Here is a 19,638-nt window from a genome sequence, read left to right as displayed (position 1 = left end):
CATGCTGGAAGATATCATTAAATCATACCTGTATACGCAGTATAACGACGATGATGATCTTCAGGCGTTCGTCACTGCGTATAACACCATGGCTCAGGAAATTTATTCATGGATGATTAACGCCAACCTTCCGATCTTTGTCGGCGGGTACAATGCTGGCGACCAGCTAAAATGGATAGCCAGAGGGATTTATGGCGTAAAACCACCGGTGCTTATAAGTGGGAAGCGAAGCGTTTATGGTCCATACAATGCCATGCTGTTTAACCAACTACCATTCAATGGGCGGAAGGTGGTAAATCAGTCTGAGCAGGTTGTTGTCTCTGATGATCTGTTCAAACGCATAATGACATGGAATTTCTACAAAGGTGACGGTTACTACTTCACCATCCCATGGCTGAAGCGCCGCATCATGAGGTTCTTGACTGGCATTGACGGTGTCGATGTTGTTAATGACCAGAGGTGGAGTATTTCTGTTCTCTTCTCTGGTTCTGGCGCAAGCATATCGATTATAAAGGGATACAGAAAGCTTACTGATACATCCATGTTTAATCGCTTTTCTTTCAACTCACGAATTTACAATCAGAAGAACAGCCTGCTTATAAAGAGTGATAATTACGAGTACGCCTCACTCTTCAAGCAGGCCTTTGATAGTGGATTGCTCCATATGCCATTTTATCAGCCTGTTACCGTCACTATCATCGGGTAGTGTTATCACGGCGATCTATAGCCATGTCAGTGTAATACTTAAGGCACTGGCATATAACCAGAAGCATAGTGTTTGTAAAAAAAATCGCGACACTGAATTTAATGTTTTCGAATGGTGGTATTCCTTCATGAATCCACATGTCGAAAATTAAAAATATCAGAAAAGCCGAAAGTAGAATTGTTATTGCGCTGACGGATGACAAGAGAAACTTAGCAATAAACACCGGTAGACTATTCATTCTGAAATCCTCATTCATTTTTAATTGATATTAACACTAAGAGCCCGCCTTGTGCGGGTTTTTTATTGCCGAAATCCCGGAGGATAAATGGCACTTACACTTTTGGCCGCCAACAATGCACAGACAGTGCTGGCAGCAGGAATTAGCTCCAGTGCAACTTCAATGACTGTAAATACCGGAACGGGCGCACTGTTTCCATCACCAGTATCTGGTACCAGCTTTTTCAAGCTTACTTTAATTGATGCCGCAACAGGGCAAATAACCGAAATCGTTCATGTCACAGCACGTTCCGGCGACACTATGACCATCAGTCGCGGCCAGGAAGGAACGACCGCCCGGGCGTGGTCTGCAAATGACATTGCAGCAAACATGATGACAGCCGGAACAATTGATTATCTCTTAACGAATCTACAACCTCTCGATCCAACATTAACCGCTTTAGCGTCCCTGACAGGAACGGCCAATAAGATTCCGTATTTTAATGGCACTGACACTATGGCATTAACTGATTTATCAGCATTTTCAAGGACCATTCTCTCGAGTGCTGATTCTGGCTCTATGCAGAACACGCTTGGTTTAACTTTTTCAGGAACGACATTAAGCTTTGTATCGCATGGACCTGGTCTGATGATCCAGCAGGGAGGCAAGGTCACAGCCCCTGGTGGGACAGGAAACTTTTTGGTGGTTAACTTCCCTCAGGCATTCCCTAACGGTTGTATAGCTGCATTTGCGATTTTTGAGGACGGCACATATAGCCAGACTCCTTTCGAAGTGGCAATTGTACCTACAAGCACAAACATGACTGTTGGTATTTTAAGTTCTGGCGGGAGTATCTTCTTTAACGGTCGTTCAATTAGATGGTTTGCGGTGGGGTTCTGAAATGGAAAATAATGATATTTACTTCAGCAAGTCAAACAATACATTTTATCTGTATGACCTAAAGCCGCGTTATGACCTTGCAGGAACCTGGCCTAGCGATGCGGTTTTGGTTAGCTCAGAGGTGTATAATGAATTCACTTCTGAGCCGCCTTCAGGAAAGGTGAGAGGGGGAGATGAAAATGGAATGCCAGCGTGGGTTGATATTCCTGTACAGCCTAATTCTGAATTGAGAAAAGCAGAACTGGCCTCGTTGAGTAACTCTTACAAAGAAGAAACTTATTTATTAAATATGGCATGGCTAGCCGCCTCGGTTAACGATGGCGACAGTGAGCAACCAAAAAAAACCATAGTTGAGGCTCAACTTGATGCCTTGAAGTTAAAGTTTCAAAATGATAGGGCGGCAATTATTGCCAAATATCCAGTTTAATGGAGAAAATCATGTCAGATAACAGTGCCCCAACAACAAATAATGACCAATCTTCAAATACATCCTCAAAAAGATTTTGTCCTATCTGTGGTGCTCAGATGTACCAGGGGATGCGCTATGGTTTCATGTGCTGGATTTGCCCTGAGTGTGATTTTGATGAACCGGTGTGATCCTCTCAAGCAAAATATAGCTTTGTAAAACAAAGAGGGGCATTTGCCCCTCTTATTTATTTTGATACCTGCTTTTCAACTTCCTCAATAAACCACCTTGAGCCTTCTGGCGTAAGGTGCGCAAAGTCAAACTGCACAGGGTAAGCGTGTTTATGCCCGATTATTGCCTTGCAATAACTCTCCGTGCACATCGTATCAAGTGGTGAAATATAAGTAAGCGAGTTATCTTTCGCCAAACCTCTTAGGTAGACATCATTATCCCTGAGATTTCTGGTTTCATCAGTCATGGCCCATGGAACTGTCCTCCCGGCATTAACTCCGGTCTCTTCTATAGTATCAATCAAAGTTTTTTTCCAGACAGGGAAAGGACCTACAAGAATGATGTTTTTAACGCCATTATCCTTCAGGAATTTAATCGTCCAGGGAAGATATTCACGCATAGGGTAGACAGACCACAATGCAGACATCAATACCGTGTTAGGTTTGTTATCTGAAATCTCTCTTGCAACCATATCATTGATAGTCTTGCAGTGCGGTCTTCCATCTATCTGAAGGCCAATGATAGGCGGGCAAAGACTCGCGCTTCTCTGAGTAATATTTAGGTCATTACCAAAAACCGACCTTAAGCCAGGCATGAGATGTGCAGCATGCGAGTCACCCCATACAACAAATGATTTTGAAGTCATTTTGTCCTGGCATTTTGAGAACGCCGTGTAATCCTGCTCTGGATTCAGGAAGCATGTATCTGGCCTCCATGAAGAGTTATCCATGCGATACTCAACAACCTGCTTCAGAGCATCTGAAAATCTAAAGCTTAAGCCTTTTGTTATCATAACAAACATGCATGCCGACAGGGCGACAGCAAAAAGAGAAATATTAAATATTAACCTGGCTCTCTTTCTCAGAGTGCTTTCAATAATTCGGTAGGAAAGGTCTCCTAGCGCGAAGGATGTTACAACTCCGATAAAAATATTTATGGCGCTGAAGTCGATATGGTAATACCTCATTGCAACAACTACTGGCCAGTGCCATAAATAAACTGAATAAGATGTCTTGCCAGCCCATTGGGCCACTCTGTTTGATGTGAATATCGAATTCTGGTCATTAGCCAGAATAACCATAGAAGCCCCCAGAACGGGAGCAAAAGTCGAATAGCTTGGCCAGTACCCGTTACTGTGTAAGATGGTAACGGCGACAACGATGAGCGCTATACCGTAGCCATCACAATGCTTTATCCACTCTGGCGTTTTGTAACGCACAGACGCCATGTAAACAAGACCTCCTGACAGCATCTCCCAGGCCCTTGTAGGGAGCAAATAGAAGATATCCTCTCGAGTTCCCGTTACGCGCATAAGGGTAATGGCGAGTGACATGGTAAATATCGCTGATAATGACAACCCTACAGGAAGTCGTAATTTTTTAATTAGAATAACCAGTAAAGGGTACAGAATGTAGAATTGCCACTCTGCTGATAGCGACCATGTGTGAAGCAGAAAATTTAATTCAGATGATGGGTCGAAGTAGCTAGAATGAATAGCATAATAATTATTTGAATAAAAAAGCAATGAAGCTATAGCATTCTTGCTGAGTACCTCATATTCATTTGTGCTTAAAGCAAGCATGCCGAAAGCCATCAGGGTGATGACAACTACCAACAAGGCAGGAACTATCCTCAGAAATCTGGCTATATAGAAATCAAGCACTCCTTTGTGATCTACGCGCTCAAGCACGATTCCTGTCATAAGAAAACCAGAAATCACAAAGAATACATCTACGCCAACAAATCCCCCTGATACGTAGGGAACGCCAAAGTGATAAAGGACAACACTAATCACTGCAAAGGCTCTCAAACCATTTATATCGAGCCTGAATTGTTTATAGGTCATTTTGTAACCATCATTCAAAAGCGCCAGGCATGGCGAAATTAAGATAACGGATGATAGACCTTTTTATAAAGGTCGTCATCCGGACATAACCAGTCGTATCAACCACATCAAAGCAGATCACAAAAATCAGACGAAGAGGGACTTGATCGACGCCATCGATCAATAATACTGTATGCATGAACAGTATTTATCGGAGGTGCATTATGGGATTCCCGAGCCCTGCACAAGACTACGTTGAAGAGCGTATATCACTCGACAAGCGGCTTATTGCTCATCCTTCAGCTACCTACATGATGGTAGCCGGCACGACATACCTACGTGCGGGGATCATGAAGGGCGCCATGCTCATCGTTGATTCATCACTGACACCGAAAGACGGTTCTCTGCTTGTCTGTGCCGTTGATGGTGAGTTCAGGATCATGCGCTACAGAACACATCCGCAGCCGTATCTTGAAAACCCTGAAAATGGAAGGAGGGAGCCGTTACCATTAAGGGATGAGGCCAGCGATTCTTCACGGCCAGTGTTTGGGGTGATCACGTACAGCATCAATGATGCGCGCTCGGGCGAGTTCGACGACTGCCCGGTGATGTGATGGGGAAAAGGCATAGCTATGCCCGGAGGCATGGCTGTGCACTCTCTGTGTCACGGATGTGTCATGCATGGATGAATCATAACGAAACGCAGGAGCATATAACGACACGTAATGACACAAACCACGTGCGAGCGCGGAAAAACTAATTACATTACAGTGTGTTAAATAGTACTCTACGTTCTTCTAAGCCGTAGGTCGTAGGTTCGAATCCTACAGGGCGTGCCATTTCATTTCATAGAGTTACGCCTCTTTCACATCCTCCTGATTTCCGTTGTGGGACATATTTGGGACATCGCCCCTAAAATTTACCGGTCAAGAAGGACATTTATGTGGTATCTACTCGCAACTTCGCTTGCCGCACTCTCCCTTAATAAAAGCCTGGCTTACCTGATGCTGGGATTAACGGCATTTCTGGGCTGGAAACAGGGCATTCTTGACGCCCCGGCGCTGCTGGTTATTGCATCAATCGTTGTTGGCTGGTCTGTTGTTGAATGGCTACGTAATAAAAATAATAAATATACATATCTGGTCGAAGGCCTGTGCGTGGCCATCGCCGTTGCCCTGGTTTTGCATCTGATCCCTGGTTTTCATAACCCCAAAGTGCTGGATGCTGTCGTCGTAGGTCCGCAAAGCATACCGTTCAGTATGTACTTTAATATGGACAAGGCAGTGGTGCCGTTCTTTTTAATTACGTGCATGCCAACGTTATTCGTCGCAAAACCCCTCTATAAAGCGGGCAAGGTCGGCTGGGGAATATTGGTTCTTGCGATACCCGCGCTGTTACTTCTGGCTGTTGCGTTGGGCGGACTTAGAATTGAGCCGCATGCGCCAGAATGGTTCGCTCAATTTGCCCTTGCGAATATTTTTTTCGTCTCTTTGGCTGAGGAAGCCTTGTTCAGAGGCTACCTGCAGCAACGCTTGTCCCGGATTATTCATCCTGTTGTCGCGCTGTTGATTGCCTCAGTCATCTTTGGACTGATGCATTATAGCGGCGGTTTACTACTGATTATTTTTGCCAGCCTCTCCGGCATTATTTACGGCCTGGCGTGGATGTGGAGCGGCAGGCTCTGGGTTGCAACGTTATTCCATTTTGGGCTGAACTGCGTGCATTTATTGTTCTTCACCTATCCTATGTATGCCCCTCATGCGGTTATGTGATGCTTTTTAAATTAGTCGCCTTATAAATTTAGCGACCTCCGGATAAGCATAAAAAGCCCCGCAAGATCGGGGCTTTTATATCTGCCGGGCGCATGAATAACAGATTTACCTTCGCGTCATAATGAATAGAAGGCTAATGAATTTCACTGTAGGCAGGCTTAAGGTTTTCTTAATCTAAAAATTATCTCTCATTAAAATTTGGATTTTTATCATTCTAAAATCTGCTAAAAAGAAATTTTACACTTTTACGACTAAACTCGATTGATACTAATTATCATTAGCGTTGTTGTATGCTTTAATCCTGTCCCACAAAGCTATGAGTCGTTAATCCCGTTGGTCTATAAAGGATATGTTCATGAATTCTCGCCTGCTGTCCTGCTTCTCGCTTGCCTTGTTGTCTTCATCCCTTTTCCTTTCCACACAAGCGGTTGCCGCTGATAACAACGAAGGTATCGTTGTTTATAACGCGCAGCACGAAAACCTGGTGAAGTCGTGGGTTGACGGTTTTACCAAAGAAACCGGCATTAAAGTCACTCTGCGTAATGGCGATGACAGCGAGCTGGGTAACCAGCTGGTTCAGGAAGGCAGCGCGTCACCGGCAGACGTGTTCCTGACGGAGAACTCGCCTTCAATGGTGCTGGTGGATAACGCCAACCTGTTTGCGCCATTGGATGCAGACACCCTGAAGCAGGTACCGGCAGAATATCGTCCGGCGCACGGCCGCTGGATTGGCATCGCGGCGCGCAGCACGGTGTTTGTGTATAACCCGGAAAAGCTGAATGAAAAGCAGCTGCCTGAATCGCTGATGGATCTGGCAAAACCCGAGTGGAAAGGCCGCTGGGCGGCATCACCGTCAGGCGCGGATTTCCAGGCCATCGTGAGCGCGATGCTGGCGCTGAAAGGCGAAAAGGCCACGCTGGAATGGCTCAAGGCGATGAAAGCCAATTTCGTTGCCTATAAAGGCAACAGCACCGTGATGAAAGCGGTCAATGCCGGTCAGATTGATGGTGGCGTGATTTATCACTACTACCGTTTTGTCGATCAGTCCAAAACCGGTGAAAACAGCAAAAACACCCAGCTTTACTACTTCAAACACCAGGATCCGGGCGCGTTCGTGAGCCTCTCTGGCGGCGGCGTGCTGGCGTCCAGCAAACACAAAGCGCAGGCGCAGGCCTTCATCAAATACATTACCGGTAAAGAAGGCCAGGAAAGCCTGCGGACCAACAACGCCTTTGAATATGCCGTGGGCGTGAACGCGGCCTCAAACCCGAAACTGGTCCCGCTGAAAGATCTTGATGCGCCGAAAGTTGAACCTTCAACGCTCAACAGTAAAAAAGTTATCGAGCTGATGACGCAAGCCGGCCTGCTGTGATCCTGAGAGTGAAGTGAACGTCTTATGTCTGGTCTGAGTCTCGACATCGGAAAAAACAGAGTGCAGGAGCCTGCCCGCAGGCGTCCTGCACTGCCGATGGTTGCGTTAGCTGTGTTGTTTTCATTAATGGCGCTTCTGCCTTTGGGTTTTATCATTGCCATTGGCATTGAGACCGGCTGGGAAACCATTAAGGCGCTGGTGTTTCGCCCGCGTGTTGCTGAGCTGCTCAGCAACACGCTGTGGCTGACGGCTTTAGCGGTTCCGCTGTGTATCGTGACGGGCGTGGCAATCGCCTGGCTCACGGAGCGCACGCAGCTTGCCGGGCGAGGGATCTGGTCCGCACTGGCGGTCGCCCCGCTGGCGATCCCCGCGTTTGTGCAAAGCTACGCCTGGGTGAGCGCTGTCCCGTCCATGCACGGGCTCTCCGCGGGCGTGTTCCTCTCGGTTCTTGCCTACTATCCGTTTATCTATATGCCGGTTGCGGCGGTGCTGCGTCGCCTTGACCCGACGCTTGAAGATGTCGCCGCTTCGCTGGGTACGCCGCCGTGGCGGGTCTTTTTCCGCGTGGTGCTGCCCCAGCTTAAGCTCGCTATCTGCGGCGGCGCGCTGCTGGTGGCGCTGCACCTGCTGGCGGAATATGGCCTGTACGTGATGATCCGCTTTGATACCTTCACCACGGCAATTTATGACCAGTTCCAGTCTACCTTCAGCGGCCCGGCGGCGAACATGCTGGCGGGCGTGCTGGCCTTGTGCTGTCTGGCTATATTAATGCTGGAGGGCGTGACGCGCGGAAAAGCACGCTACGCGCGCATTGGCGCCGGGGCCGCGCGCGAGCAGAAACGCTGGCCGCTGAAGCCTGCGGCCGCCGCGCTGGGCCAGCTGTTTTTCATCGTGCTGATCGTGCTGGCGCTGGGCGTGCCGTTAATTGTCCTGTGTCGCTGGATTTGGCTCGGCGGCGTGCAAAACTGGATGAGTGCCGATCTCTGGCACTCCCTGCGCCAGACGCTGATGCTCGGCGTGGGCGGCGCGCTTCTGACGACGGCGTGCGTGATCCCCATCGCGTGGCTCGGTATCCGCTATCCGCACCGCATCTTCCGGATGCTGGAAGGGTGCATCTATATCACCAGCTCGCTGCCGGGCATCGTCACGGCGCTGGCGCTGGTCACCGTCACCATTCACTACGCCCGTCCCATTTACCAGACGGAAATTACCCTGTTCCTTGCCTACCTGCTGATGTTTATGCCCCGTGCGCTCATCAACCTGCGGGCGGGGATTGCGCAGGCGCCGGTCGAACTGGAGAACGTGGCGCGCAGCCTGGGCAGCACGCCCGCGAAGGCGCTCTGGAGCGTCACGATGCGGCTGGCCGCGCCGGGTGCGGCGGCGGGGGCCGCGCTGGTTTTCCTCGGCGTCAGCAACGAGTTGACCGCCACGCTGCTGCTCTCTCCGCTGGGCACGCGCACGCTCTCCACCGGATTCTGGGCGCTGACCAGTGAAATTGACTATGTGGCCGCCGCGCCTTACGCGATGCTGATGATCCTGATTTCACTCCCGCTGACCGCCATTCTCTATATGCAGTCGAAAAAAATTGCAGGGCTATGACATGCTTGAATTAACCGCCATTTCTAAATCGTTTTCTGATGTGCAGGTGCTCGACAGCTTAAACCTGAGCGTGGCGCCGGGGAGCAGGACGGCGATTGTCGGGCCGTCCGGGTCGGGGAAAACCACGCTGCTGCGTATTCTGGCCGGGTTCGAAACGCCTGACACCGGGCGCGTTGTCATGCAGGGGAGAACGCTGTTCGATGAAAACAGTTTTGTTCCCGCCCACCTGCGCCGGATCGGTTTTGTGCCTCAGGAGGGTGCGCTGTTCCCGCACCTCAATGTGGCAGACAACATCGCCTGGGGGCTGGACGGCACTCGCCACGAGAAGCGCCAGCGCGTTGAGGCGCTGATGGAGATGGTTTCTCTGGACAGGCAGCTCGCAACGCACTGGCCCCACGAGATTTCCGGCGGACAGCAGCAGCGCGTGGCGCTTGCCCGTGCGCTGGCCCAGCGACCTTCACTGATGCTGCTGGATGAACCGTTCTCGGCTCTGGATACCGGCCTTCGCGCGATGACGCGTAAGGCAACGGCCGATCTGCTGGCCGAAGCGGGCGTGGCCTCGATTCTGGTCACCCACGACCAGAACGAAGCGTTGTCCTTTGCTACCCAGGTCGCCGTCATGCGCTCCGGACGCTTCACGCAGGTCGGTACGCCTTATGACGTCTACACCCGTCCCGTTGACGAAGAGACGGCGCTGTTTCTTGGCGATGCCGTGATCCTCCCTGCTCAGCTCGCTGCCGGGTATGCCGTGTGCGCGCTGGGTGAAGTGCCGACGGACAACGCGCATGCAACAGGGCAGGGCAGGGTAATGATGCGCCCTGAACAATTACGCGTGACGGCATGTGCAGCGCATGAAAGCCCGATCTCGATTCTCGACGTGGACTTCACCGGCCAGCTGTCGACGCTCACCCTGGGATTAGCCGGGCAGCAGCAGCCCGTAATTCTGAAGACCGTAAGCCAGCCAGGATGGAACCCGGGCACGGCTGTACGCATTGATATTGCTGGCACCGCGCGGGTATTCGAATATTCTTAATATTCGTTAGTAATTTCATGCAACGGGTTGTTATAAAAGATTTTTCCCGAACGCATGGCAATTCCTGAGATTCTCTACCATGCTCATAAAACCTCACCACAATGCGTGAGGTTTTTCGTAGTTGCTGATTAATCTCAAGGAAAAAGGTTATGAAAAAGACGACTGCTATTTTGTTGGGAACGGCGTTACTGTTTACGACCAATGCTTTTGCTGCCCAGCTACTCACTAAAAGCGAGTTCAAGAAAGTTGCATCTCAATATAAAAAAATCGGTACGGTAAACACCTCGAATGAAGTATCGGTGGATGATGCGAAAAAAGAACTGATTGAGAAAGCCGATAAGCAAGGCGCGGATGTCCTGGTGCTCACTTCAGGGAACACCAACAATAAAATTCACGGTACGGCCAATATCTACAAGAAAAAATAATGTTATTGCAGCCATCCCCGAAACGGGGTGGCTGTTCCCCCTCTTTTCTCGCCAAATCTCCTTATGAACGCGGTTACACTTGCTAACGCATGGATAATGCGTATAGTTCTCATTTGCATTGCATTCAATACATTCTAAGGCCCGACAACGGGTCATTTTTGCGCGCACTTTAAAATGAGTTAACGATGAACAACACCAAAATACACAAGACGCTGCTGGCGCTCGCCGTTGGCGCGGCGACACATTCCGCCTTTGCGGCGGACAATCAAAAAGAGGACACCCTCGTTGTCCAGGCTGCATCAGCCAGCGATTTCAAACCCGGTGGCGACCAATTGGTACCGGCCTTCCTTGACGGACAGGTGGCGAACGGCGGGCGCATGGGTATGCTGGGCCAGCAAAACGCCATGGACGTGCCGTTCAACATCATCAGCTACACCTCGAAGCTGGTGGAAGATCAGCAGGCGAAAACCATTGCCGATGTCGTCGCGAACGACGCGGGCGTGCAGTTCGTTCAGGGGTACGGCAACAGCGCGGAGACCTACCGCATCCGTGGCCTGAAGTTCGACGGCGACGACATGACCTTTGGCGGCCTGTCCGGCGTGCTGCCGCGCCAGGTGGTGGATACCCAGATGGTCGACCGCATCGAGATCTTCAAAGGGGCCAACTCGCTGATGAACGGCGCGGCAAGCTCCGGCGTGGGCGGGATGATCAACCTTGAGCCAAAACACGCGGGCGAACTCCCGCAGGCGAAAGTCGGCGTGGACTACACCTCGGATTCCCAGATTGGCACCACGCTGGATGCGGGCCGTCGCTACGGTGACAGCGACCAGCTTGGCGCGCGGGTGAACCTGGTTCATCGCGAAGGGGAAACCGGCATACCGAATGACCGCCGCCGCACCACGCTGCTCTCTACCGGCCTGGATTACACCGGCGACCGCTTCCGCACCTCGCTGGATCTGGGCTATCAGAAGAAAACCTTCCACGGCAGCCCGACCAGCGTCAATATTTCCGCGGTGGATTTCGTTCCCGAGCCGCCGAAAAACGATCGCAACTTCTCGCAGAAGTGGGCCTACAGCAACATCGAAAACGAATTCGGGATGTGGCGCAGCGAGTACGACATCACCGACGGCTGGACCGCCTATACCGGTCTTGGCGCGCAGCACGCGCACGAGGAAGGCATCTACAGCGCGCCGAAGCTGGTGGATAAAAGCGGCAAGGCAACGGTCAGCCGTCTTGATACCAACCGCATCAGCGATTCCGTCAGCGGCATGGCGGGCGTTCGCGGTAATTTCACTACAGGCTTCGTCTCGCACAAGGTCAACGTTGGCTATTCGGCGATGACCAAAAATGAAAAAATCGCGTGGAAAATGTCGGCGACGAAAGATAACCCGACCACCAACATCTACCACAACACCGGCGTCGACATGCCGGATAGCACCAACTTCAACGGTTCCGGCGGAAAGTACAGCGATCCGCTGACCAGCGGGCGCACCCGTACCCAGGGCTGGCTGCTGAGCGATACGCTGGGCGTGCTGGATGACAAGCTGCTGTTCACCGCAGGCGCCCGCCATCAGAAGGTGGTCATTCGCGGGTATAACAAAGTCACCGGGGCGGAAAACGCGGCGGACGGTTTCGACGGCAGCCGCTGGATGCCCACCTACGGCGTGGTCTACAAGCCGTGGGAGGCGATCTCCCTTTATGCAAACCACACCGAAGCGCTGCAGCCGGGCAAAACCGCACCTAACACCGCCACCAACTACGGCCAGAGCACCGGTATCGTTCACTCTAAGCAGAACGAAGTGGGCGTGAAGGCAGACTTCGGCCGCGTGGGCGGATCGCTTGCGCTGTTCGAAATCAAAATGCCGTCGGCGATCCTCGACGACAGCGGCCACTACGGCCTGGACGCCGAGCAGCGAAACCGTGGCGTGGAGCTGAACGTCTTCGGCGAGCCCGCGCTGGGGATGCGTCTGAACGCCAGCGCTACCTGGCTGCAGGCCGAACTGACCAAAACCAAAAATGGCGTGAATCAGGGTAACGATGCGATCGGGATTCCGAACTTTTACGCCGTGCTGGGCGCTGAGTACGACATCAAGCCGATTGACGGCCTGACCGCCACCGCCCGCGTGAACCACTCCGGCGCGCAGTACGCTGACCTGGCAAACACCAAAAAGCTGGACAGCTACACCACGCTGGATCTGGGAATGCGTTATCGCTTCGCGGTGAACCACAATGAAAACCAGATGACGGTTCGCGCGGGCATCGACAACGTGACCAATGAAAACTACTGGGCCAGCGTGGACGATTCCGGTACCTATATTACGCAGGGCGAACCGCGCACCTTTAAGGTCTCGGTTGGCTACGCGTTTTAAGCGTTCCATCTCGTTATCCGGGGCAGGGATGCCCCAATCCCTTGCTACCTCCAGCATGAAGTGTTAAAACGTGCCCCTTCTAAAAAAGAGACAGGGGTAGGACGTGAAAGACGCGTCATCCGCTTCAGGCCATGGTAGCGCTGAAGCCTCGTCGGATCAGAATCCGACGCTGCAACGTGGTTTGCAAAATCGACATATCCAGTTAATTGCCCTTGGCGGCGCGATCGGTACCGGGCTGTTTCTCGGCATCGGCCCCGCTATTCAGATGGCTGGCCCGGCGGTGCTGCTGGGTTACGGTATCGCCGGGATTATCGCCTTCCTGATCATGCGTCAGCTTGGCGAAATGGTCGTTGAAGAGCCGGTTTCAGGCTCCTTCGCGCACTTTGCTTATAAATACTGGGGCCCGTTTGCTGGCTTCCTGTCCGGCTGGAACTACTGGGTGATGTTCGTGCTGGTGGGGATGGCGGAGCTGACTGCCGCAGGCATTTACATGCAGTACTGGCTGCCGGATGTTCCGACGTGGATCTGGGCGGCGGCCTTCTTCATCATTATTAACGCCGTTAACCTCGTCAACGTGCGCCTGTATGGCGAAACCGAGTTCTGGTTTGCGCTGATCAAGGTGCTGGCGATTATCGGGATGATCGGCTTTGGCCTGTGGCTGCTCTTTTCCGGCCACGGCGGCGAGCGCGCCACGATCGACAACCTGTGGCAGCACGGCGGCTTCCTGGCGACCGGCTGGAAAGGGCTGATCCTCTCCCTGGCAGTGATCATGTTCTCCTTCGGTGGACTAGAGCTGATCGGCATTACCGCCGCGGAAGCGCGCGACCCGCATAAAAGCATTCCCAAAGCGGTCAACCAGGTGGTGTACCGGATTCTGCTGTTCTACATCGGCTCGCTGGTGGTGCTGCTGGCGCTCTATCCGTGGGTGGAAGTGAAGTCCGACAGCAGCCCGTTCGTGATGATTTTCCACGATCTGAACAGCAACGTGGTGGCCTCGGCGCTGAACTTCGTCATTCTGGTGGCGTCTCTGTCGGTCTATAACAGCGGCGTTTACTCCAACAGCCGCATGCTGTTCGGCCTCTCCGTGCAGGGCAACGCGCCGAAGTTCCTCACCCGCGTCAGCCGTCGCGGCGTGCCGGTGAATTCCTTGTTACTTTCCGGCGCCATTACGTCGCTGGTGGTGCTGATCAACTATCTCCTGCCGAAAGAGGCCTTTGGCCTGCTGATGGCGCTGGTTGTTGCCACGCTGCTGCTGAACTGGATCATGATCTGCCTTGCGCACCTGCGCTTTCGCGCCGCGATGCGCCGCAAGGGACGCGAGACGCAGTTCAAAGCGCTGCTTTACCCGGCGGGGAACTATATCTGTATCGCTTTCCTCGGGCTGATTCTGGTGCTGATGTGCACCATGGATGAGATGCGTCTTTCGGCGATGCTGCTGCCGGTGTGGGTTATCTTCCTGTTTGTGGCGTTTAAGCTTTCCCGCAAAAAGTGATCTGCTTTTCTCCCTCTCCCCGTGGGAGAGGGCCGGGGTGAGGGCACCAGACTGCACCTGCCTTCACGCCCGGCAACCCACCTCACCGATGCTGTAGGGTCAACGAGCGAATATCGTTCCCGGTCGGGGACTGGTGAATACGCAGCCCAAATTCATCCACCACTGCGAAAATATGGTCGAAGATGTCGGCCTGAATCTCCTCATATTCTGCCCAGACCACCGTGTTGGTGAAGGCATATATTTCAATCGGCAAACCATTCGCATCAGGCGCTAGCTGGCGCACCATCAGCGTCATATCTTTGCGAATACGCGGATGGTTGCGCAGATATTCATTCAGGTAGGCGCGGAAGGTCCCAATATTGGTCATCTTACGCAGATTTAATACTGACTCCCCTTCACCGTTCTTCTGATTCCACAGGCTAATTTCCTCATGTCGCGCGGCCAGATAGGGCTTCAGCAGCTTCGCCTGAATGAGTTTCTGCTGCTCCTGCTCGTCGAGAAAATGAATGCTGGTGGTATCAATATTCAGGCTGCGCTTAATGCGTCGCCCGCCGGAGGCCGACATGCCGCTCCAGTTGATAAAGGCGTCGGAGACCAGCGCCCACGTCGGAATGGTGGTGATGGTGTTATCAAAATTGCGCACTTTAACGGTGGTCAGACCGATGTCCGTTACCGTGCCGTTGGCACCGTATTTGGGCATCTCCAGCCAGTCGCCGAGCTTGAGCATGTCGTTGGCGGAAAGCTGGATCCCGGCCACAAGTCCGAGTATCGGGTCTTTAAACACCAGCATCAGAACGGCGGCCATGGCGCCCAGACCGCTGATCAGAATCGCCGGGGACTGGCCGATCAGCAGGGAGATAATCAATATCCCCACCAGGATGGCGCTCACCAGCTTGATGCCCTGGAAGATCCCCTTCAGCGGGAGCTGTGATGCGGTGGCCATTTTCTGCGACAGATTAAAAATCACGTCCAGCAGCGAGAAGAAGGAGAGCAGGGCATACACCATGACCCACAGCTTTGCGCAGGTAGTGAGAATTTCCGCCGCTTCGCTGCCCTTTTGCAGCCACAGTACCGCCTGAACGTTGACGATTATCCCCTGAAGGGTGAAGGCCAGACGGTGAAATAATTTATTCTGGGTAATGATCTGCAGCCATAAATGGCTGCTGGCCTGCGCGCGCTTTTCGAAAGCGCGAAGCACCACTTTGTGCAGAATAAAATGAACGATGATGGCGGTAAGAAAAATAATACCAAAGATAATCACTAAAGAGGTGGTGTGATTAATTTCAATGCCTAACTCTTCAACCTGAGCAATTAATTCCTGCATAACGTCTCCTGTATTGATGCAGCCCCATAATGGCGGCTGCGGATCTATTATGCAAATTCCCGGGCTTATTTGGTGGCCTGGCAGACCTTCACCACCGGCAGGCACAGGCTATGGCGGATGCGCAGCGTCGCCAGGGCAAGCGCCACCATCATCGCCGTTTCCACCATCAGGAAGACGTTCACCGCCTGGGTGTAATCCCCGTGATGGTTTTGCAGCGCGTGCAGCAAAATCGCGCCAAAAATGGCCGGGCCAAGCCCCAGCGCGGCCTGCTGCAGCGTGCTGAGAATGGCGCTCGCGGCCCCCGCGTCGTCAGGCTGAATATCGCGCATCCCGATGCGGTAGAAGCTGTTCACGATCAGCGCCTGCCCGTAGCCGACCAGCCCGGTCGCGGGCGCCAGCGTCAGGGCGGTATTCTCCATTCCCCAGACGCGGAACGTAGCGATCAGCGCCAGCAGGCCGGCAATCTGGATCGCCAGACCCGTCAGCAGTATGGTACTGGTGCTGTAGCGAGCAATCAGTCGCGGCGCGAACCACGCGGAGATAAAATACGTCACCCCAAGGGCGATAAAACTGTTTCCGGACTGCCACGGTGCCATCCCCAGACCGGTTTGCATGGTCAGCGCCATACAGAACATAAACCCGGACCAGACGCTGAAAAAGAGCATCGCAATCAGAATGCCGAAGCGAACGCTGCGAAGCTGCAGCAGGCGCGGCGGGATCAGCGGGTGGGCATTCTCTCGCTCCTTTTTGCGCGCATTCAGCGCCGTCAGCCAGCCCAGCGGAATAATGGCGAGAAGCATAACCTTCAGCGGCCACGACCAGTGCCACTGGGGGCCGAGCGCCATCGGGAACAGCAGGCAGCAAAGAATGATCGCCAGCAGCACGGTTCCGGTCCAGTCGATGCGTGACGGCGTCTCGCGACGGGTTTCGGGTACGAAATGTCGGCTCAGCCCCAGCACCACCAGACAAATCGGCACGTTGATGAAGAAGGCGTTACGCCAGCCCAGCCCGGCGATATCCGCCGACACCAGCCAGCCGCCGCCCATCTGGCCGACGATAAACGCAATCCCACCGATGCCGCCAAACAGGCTGATGGCTTTAGCGTGCACCGTACCTTTCAGCGTCACGTGCAGGGTAGCAAGAATTTGCGGCACGATCAGCGCGGCTCCCGCCCCCTGAACGATGCGCGCGGCCAGCAGCTGTTCAATGTTCCCCGCCATCCCGCACAGCAGCGAGGCCAGGCCAAAGCTCGCGACGCCCCACATGAACAGACGCCGACGGCCAAAGTTATCCCCCAGCTTGCTGCCGAGCGCGAGGCAGACGGCGAAGGCCACGCCGTAGAGGGCGACTATCAGCTCCAGCTCGGTGGCGGTCGCGTTCAGCGAATGGGTGATGGCGTCCAGCGCCACGTTGGTGATTGAGGTATCAATCATCGGCAGCATCTGGCCGGTTAGCAGCAATATCAGGCCAGCGCGGCCCGGTGAAACAACTGACGTATTCATGGTAACTCCATTGCGTCATTCAACAGATGGTCGTAGCATCAACCATCTGATAAACGGGTACCAGTTCTTGCTTATACTGGTACTGGCACTACCATGCAGGGGGATTTATGGCCTTGATGTCTGAACCCGTCGTCTCACTTCAGGATGACACCCGAAAACAGCTGGGGGCATTTTTACGCGCGCGACGCGAAAGCCTCGATCCGCAGCGTCTCGGCCTGCCGCGCAGCGGTCGTCGCCGCACGCCGGGTCTGCGCCGGGAAGAGGTGGCGATGCTCGCGGACGTGGGAGTGACCTGGTACACCTGGCTTGAGCAGGGCAGGGACGTCAATCCGTCCAGCGCGGTGATGGCGGCTGTGGCAAAAGCGCTGCAATGCACCCCGACCGAGGCCCGACACCTGTTTGTGTTAGCCGGGCTGCCGCCGGGTGAAGCGCCGCAGGCGGTTTGCTGCGAGGGTATCAGCGAGGGCACGCGCCGCCTGCTGGATACGCTGATGCCTAAACCCGCCAGCATTCAGAAACCGAATTTCGACATCGTGGCGTGGAACGACAGCTTCGGGCACCTGATGGGCGTCGATTTCAATGAAATCCCGCCGGAAGACCGCAACTGTATTTACCTGTTCCTCACCCATCCGGCGTGGCGCGCGCGTCTCGGCAGGCGTGACGATGTGCTGCCCATATTTGTTTCCTATTTCCGGGCGGCGATGGCCGAGCATCGGGGCGATCCGCTGTGGGAGGCCAAACTGGCGCGCTTCTTTGCGGTGTCGGAAGAGTTTAAAACCCTGTGGCACCAGCGCAACGACGTGCGCGGCGTGGAGAACCAGCTTAAGCTGTTTACCCATCCCGAGCTGGGGGATTTTACGCTGCAGCAGATGTACTGGTACTCCGCGCCGCGAAACGGGTCGCGGCTGCTGGTGTATTTACCGGTGGATGAGGCGGGAGAAAGGGCAATGGCATGGTTGGCGAAGCAGAACAAATAAACCTGGTTACCCGGGTCAGTAGTGATCCGGAAGCCTGTGTATTGCCATTAAGAGCCCACGTTCAATTTTAATATAGTTGCCTGTTTTCAAATCGCTCAGGATCTTCATAATTCGACTGCGCGAAAGATGGGTTTTTTCCTGTATGTAATCACAGGCATTAACTGACAGACGAACGTCTTCTTTTTCGGTCATTAGTGACACAAGGTTTAAACGAATCAACTCGTATGTAGACAACCCAACCGAAGTTTCGTGAGCTTGTAGTAAACGTTTTATGGCATACATATACGAATAGGCGGCTTCCTGCCAAAGATTGCGATTGTTAATAGTTTCAAGTGTGGATTTTCGTGGTTTGATTTCATATCTAATTTCACCGCAGGCCTGCATATAAAAACCCGCATTGGTATCAATAAGATCATTCATACCAACGATCATCGGGGCTTCGATAAACTTCAGTAGAAGCCGGTCTCTCGTTCGGTAGACGGCGACGATGCCGGAATGCAGTATGAATGTCATCGGTTCTTCAAGCTGATCCAATGAAATGATTTGCCGTTGGCGTCCTACCCTTACGCGCGCCGGTTCAGAGAGTTCATGTATAAGTTTTATAATATAATTTTCAGGTTTCATAGCGTACAACATTCCCAGAGAAATATCACTACGAGTATATCAGAGGTTGATAAAAGTGGTGGTCGTGAGGACAAGGTTATAAATGACACCATGGGCTACGCGCAACAAACAACACGTTATCTTAATAGAGGCTGAAAGGTGAAGGATGTTTAACGTAAAGGCGATGGGGAGAACGCGTTGAATGCAGCCAGCAAAGACGCAAAGCGAGAGAAAATCATGATACCCCTTTCAGCACCCTATAATCAAAAAATGACCGAAAACGGCCATCCTTGAGCCGTATCCGGGAGAAAAACCCGTTTGTTAGTTATACGTGAATGACATCGTGATAACGGAGCTGATTTTTCCCGGTGTCGCGCCACCGTCTTTACTGAAAGCGCGAGTATGCATCTTAAAGGTGGGGGTCGTGCCTGCGGAGGCAATATCAATAGTCGCCGTTTTGCCGTTGCCGTAAGCTTCATTAGCCAAACCTTCAAGCTGAACAGCGATGTTTTTGGCCGCTTTGTTTTCACCCGCATCTACTGCCGTGTTGCTGTACAGTGTATTCGGGTCCCCAGCATCGGCTGTGCCGTGAAATGTCGCGGTAATGGTTGAAGTACCCGCCGGACAGCTTTTGAAAACGACGTTAATTGGTACCCATGCAGAACCGCTTCCTGCTGCATTGAGATCGGCGCTTTGCAACTGGTCTCCCAGAGAAATATTTAATGACTCGCTTCCCGTATCGATTACACAAGGTGAGGCGACAATATTCCCCGTTACGGTAATTTGTACTGGGTCTACGGCAAAAGCCGAGTGGACAATACCCGCAGCAAGGAAAATACAGGCTGTTGATGATAAAAAGAATTTATTTACGTTAAACATAATCAT

At 52.8% G+C, this 19,638-nt stretch carries 17 protein-coding genes; 12 read left to right on the top strand and 5 right to left on the bottom strand.

Annotation, left to right across the window (positions count from 1 at the left end):
- Position 1: 1 nt before the first annotated feature.
- The 3 genes from AC27FC_RS08525 (at position 2) to AC27FC_RS08515 (ending at position 2,250) form a co-directional block, all read left to right on the top strand.
- Entirely contained in the window at positions 2–706 is a 705-nt protein-coding gene (locus AC27FC_RS08525) for a hypothetical protein (RefSeq protein ID WP_108090049.1), read from the top strand.
- 325 nt (positions 707–1,031) lie between these two features.
- Positions 1,032–1,823 (top strand): gp53-like domain-containing protein, encoded by a 792-nt coding sequence (locus AC27FC_RS08520; protein ID WP_487159975.1) that lies wholly within the window; start codon positions 1,032–1,034, stop codon positions 1,821–1,823.
- A 1-nt stretch (position 1,824) separates the two neighbouring features.
- Positions 1,825–2,250, top strand: coding sequence for a tail fiber assembly protein (locus tag AC27FC_RS08515; protein ID WP_487159973.1), 426 nt, complete (start codon positions 1,825–1,827; stop codon positions 2,248–2,250).
- A gap of 226 nt (positions 2,251–2,476) precedes the next feature.
- Here the strand turns inward: AC27FC_RS08515 and AC27FC_RS08510 are convergent, their stop codons facing one another.
- A complete protein-coding gene (locus AC27FC_RS08510) occupies positions 2,477–4,306 on the bottom strand; it encodes an acyltransferase family protein (protein WP_487159971.1) in 1,830 nt (609 codons plus the stop codon).
- 203 nt (positions 4,307–4,509) lie between these two features.
- Here AC27FC_RS08510 and AC27FC_RS08505 point away from each other — a divergent pair, with 203 nt between their 5' ends.
- The 8 genes from AC27FC_RS08505 (at position 4,510) to pheP (ending at position 14,347) form a co-directional block, all read left to right on the top strand.
- A complete protein-coding gene (locus tag AC27FC_RS08505; protein ID WP_487159970.1) occupies positions 4,510–4,899 on the top strand; it encodes a HumD family translesion DNA polymerase in 390 nt (129 codons plus the stop codon).
- Positions 4,900–5,226: 327 nt separating this feature from the next.
- Positions 5,227–6,057, top strand: coding sequence for a CPBP family intramembrane glutamic endopeptidase (locus AC27FC_RS08500; protein ID WP_143347445.1), 831 nt, complete (start codon positions 5,227–5,229; stop codon positions 6,055–6,057).
- A gap of 355 nt (positions 6,058–6,412) precedes the next feature.
- Positions 6,413–7,429, top strand: a complete 1,017-nt coding sequence (locus AC27FC_RS08495) for an iron ABC transporter substrate-binding protein (protein ID WP_039263996.1) — start codon at positions 6,413–6,415, stop codon at positions 7,427–7,429.
- Positions 7,430–7,453: 24 nt separating this feature from the next.
- A complete protein-coding gene (locus AC27FC_RS08490) occupies positions 7,454–9,028 on the top strand; it encodes an ABC transporter permease (RefSeq protein ID WP_048976680.1) in 1,575 nt (524 codons plus the stop codon).
- A 1-nt stretch (position 9,029) separates the two neighbouring features.
- Positions 9,030–10,061, top strand: a complete 1,032-nt coding sequence (locus tag AC27FC_RS08485; protein ID WP_143347444.1) for an ABC transporter ATP-binding protein — start codon at positions 9,030–9,032, stop codon at positions 10,059–10,061.
- Positions 10,062–10,210: 149 nt separating this feature from the next.
- A complete protein-coding gene (yahO, locus tag AC27FC_RS08480) occupies positions 10,211–10,486 on the top strand; it encodes a DUF1471 family periplasmic protein YahO (protein ID WP_033144835.1) in 276 nt (91 codons plus the stop codon).
- Positions 10,487–10,671: 185 nt separating this feature from the next.
- On the top strand, positions 10,672–12,855 hold the full coding sequence (locus tag AC27FC_RS08475) for a TonB-dependent receptor (RefSeq protein ID WP_196354744.1): 2,184 nt from the start codon (positions 10,672–10,674) through the stop codon (positions 12,853–12,855).
- 103 nt (positions 12,856–12,958) lie between these two features.
- The gene (gene pheP / locus AC27FC_RS08470) at positions 12,959–14,347 is read left to right on the top strand and encodes a phenylalanine transporter (protein ID WP_047061279.1); all 1,389 of its coding nucleotides are present in this window, start codon (positions 12,959–12,961) and stop codon (positions 14,345–14,347) included.
- Positions 14,348–14,429: 82 nt separating this feature from the next.
- Here the strand turns inward: pheP and AC27FC_RS08465 are convergent, their stop codons facing one another.
- A complete protein-coding gene (locus AC27FC_RS08465) occupies positions 14,430–15,671 on the bottom strand; it encodes a mechanosensitive ion channel family protein (RefSeq protein ID WP_033144837.1) in 1,242 nt (413 codons plus the stop codon).
- A gap of 65 nt (positions 15,672–15,736) precedes the next feature.
- On the bottom strand, positions 15,737–17,173 hold the full coding sequence (locus AC27FC_RS08460) for an MFS transporter (RefSeq protein WP_196354743.1): 1,437 nt from the start codon (positions 17,171–17,173) through the stop codon (positions 15,737–15,739).
- 107 nt (positions 17,174–17,280) lie between these two features.
- Between AC27FC_RS08460 and AC27FC_RS08455 the strand changes: the two genes are divergently transcribed.
- Entirely contained in the window at positions 17,281–18,150 is an 870-nt protein-coding gene (locus AC27FC_RS08455; RefSeq protein WP_094934726.1) for a helix-turn-helix transcriptional regulator, read from the top strand.
- 15 nt (positions 18,151–18,165) lie between these two features.
- Here the strand turns inward: AC27FC_RS08455 and AC27FC_RS08450 are convergent, their stop codons facing one another.
- Together AC27FC_RS08450 and AC27FC_RS08445 are read right to left on the bottom strand one after the other, a co-directional pair.
- Entirely contained in the window at positions 18,166–18,774 is a 609-nt protein-coding gene (locus tag AC27FC_RS08450) for a helix-turn-helix domain-containing protein (protein ID WP_165356692.1), read from the bottom strand.
- Between the two features lie 300 nt (positions 18,775–19,074).
- Positions 19,075–19,632: a fimbrial protein gene (locus AC27FC_RS08445; protein ID WP_172620524.1), complete on the bottom strand. Its 558-nt coding sequence runs from the start codon at positions 19,630–19,632 to the stop codon at positions 19,075–19,077.
- Between the last annotated feature and the right edge of the window lie 6 nt (positions 19,633–19,638).

The sequence above is a fragment of the Enterobacter sp. C3_dUdeg genome, assembly GCF_057536195.1.
This window is presented reverse-complemented; position numbering and strand designations above follow the sequence as displayed.

Excerpts from the sequence above, each read along its gene's own strand:
- AC27FC_RS08520 (WP_487159975.1), top strand. The coding sequence starts at position 1,032 with ATGGCACTTACACTTTTGGCCGCCAACAATGCACAGACAGTGCTGGCA.
- AC27FC_RS08490 (WP_048976680.1), top strand. The coding sequence starts at position 7,454 with ATGTCTGGTCTGAGTCTCGACATCGGAAAAAACAGAGTGCAGGAGCCT.
- AC27FC_RS08475 (WP_196354744.1), top strand. The coding sequence starts at position 10,672 with ATGAACAACACCAAAATACACAAGACGCTGCTGGCGCTCGCCGTTGGC.
- AC27FC_RS08445 (WP_172620524.1), bottom strand. The coding sequence starts at position 19,632 with ATGTTTAACGTAAATAAATTCTTTTTATCATCAACAGCCTGTATTTTC.
- AC27FC_RS08500 (WP_143347445.1), top strand. The coding sequence starts at position 5,227 with ATGTGGTATCTACTCGCAACTTCGCTTGCCGCACTCTCCCTTAATAAA.
- AC27FC_RS08505 (WP_487159970.1), top strand. The coding sequence starts at position 4,510 with ATGGGATTCCCGAGCCCTGCACAAGACTACGTTGAAGAGCGTATATCA.
- AC27FC_RS08465 (WP_033144837.1), bottom strand. The coding sequence starts at position 15,671 with ATGCAGGAATTAATTGCTCAGGTTGAAGAGTTAGGCATTGAAATTAAT.
- AC27FC_RS08510 (WP_487159971.1), bottom strand. The coding sequence starts at position 4,306 with ATGACCTATAAACAATTCAGGCTCGATATAAATGGTTTGAGAGCCTTT.
- AC27FC_RS08495 (WP_039263996.1), top strand. The coding sequence starts at position 6,413 with ATGAATTCTCGCCTGCTGTCCTGCTTCTCGCTTGCCTTGTTGTCTTCA.
- AC27FC_RS08515 (WP_487159973.1), top strand. The coding sequence starts at position 1,825 with ATGGAAAATAATGATATTTACTTCAGCAAGTCAAACAATACATTTTAT.
- yahO (WP_033144835.1), top strand. The coding sequence starts at position 10,211 with ATGAAAAAGACGACTGCTATTTTGTTGGGAACGGCGTTACTGTTTACG.
- AC27FC_RS08460 (WP_196354743.1), bottom strand. The coding sequence starts at position 17,173 with ATGAATACGTCAGTTGTTTCACCGGGCCGCGCTGGCCTGATATTGCTG.
- AC27FC_RS08455 (WP_094934726.1), top strand. The coding sequence starts at position 17,281 with ATGGCCTTGATGTCTGAACCCGTCGTCTCACTTCAGGATGACACCCGA.
- AC27FC_RS08485 (WP_143347444.1), top strand. The coding sequence starts at position 9,030 with ATGCTTGAATTAACCGCCATTTCTAAATCGTTTTCTGATGTGCAGGTG.
- AC27FC_RS08450 (WP_165356692.1), bottom strand. The coding sequence starts at position 18,774 with ATGAAACCTGAAAATTATATTATAAAACTTATACATGAACTCTCTGAA.
- AC27FC_RS08525 (WP_108090049.1), top strand. The coding sequence starts at position 2 with ATGCTGGAAGATATCATTAAATCATACCTGTATACGCAGTATAACGAC.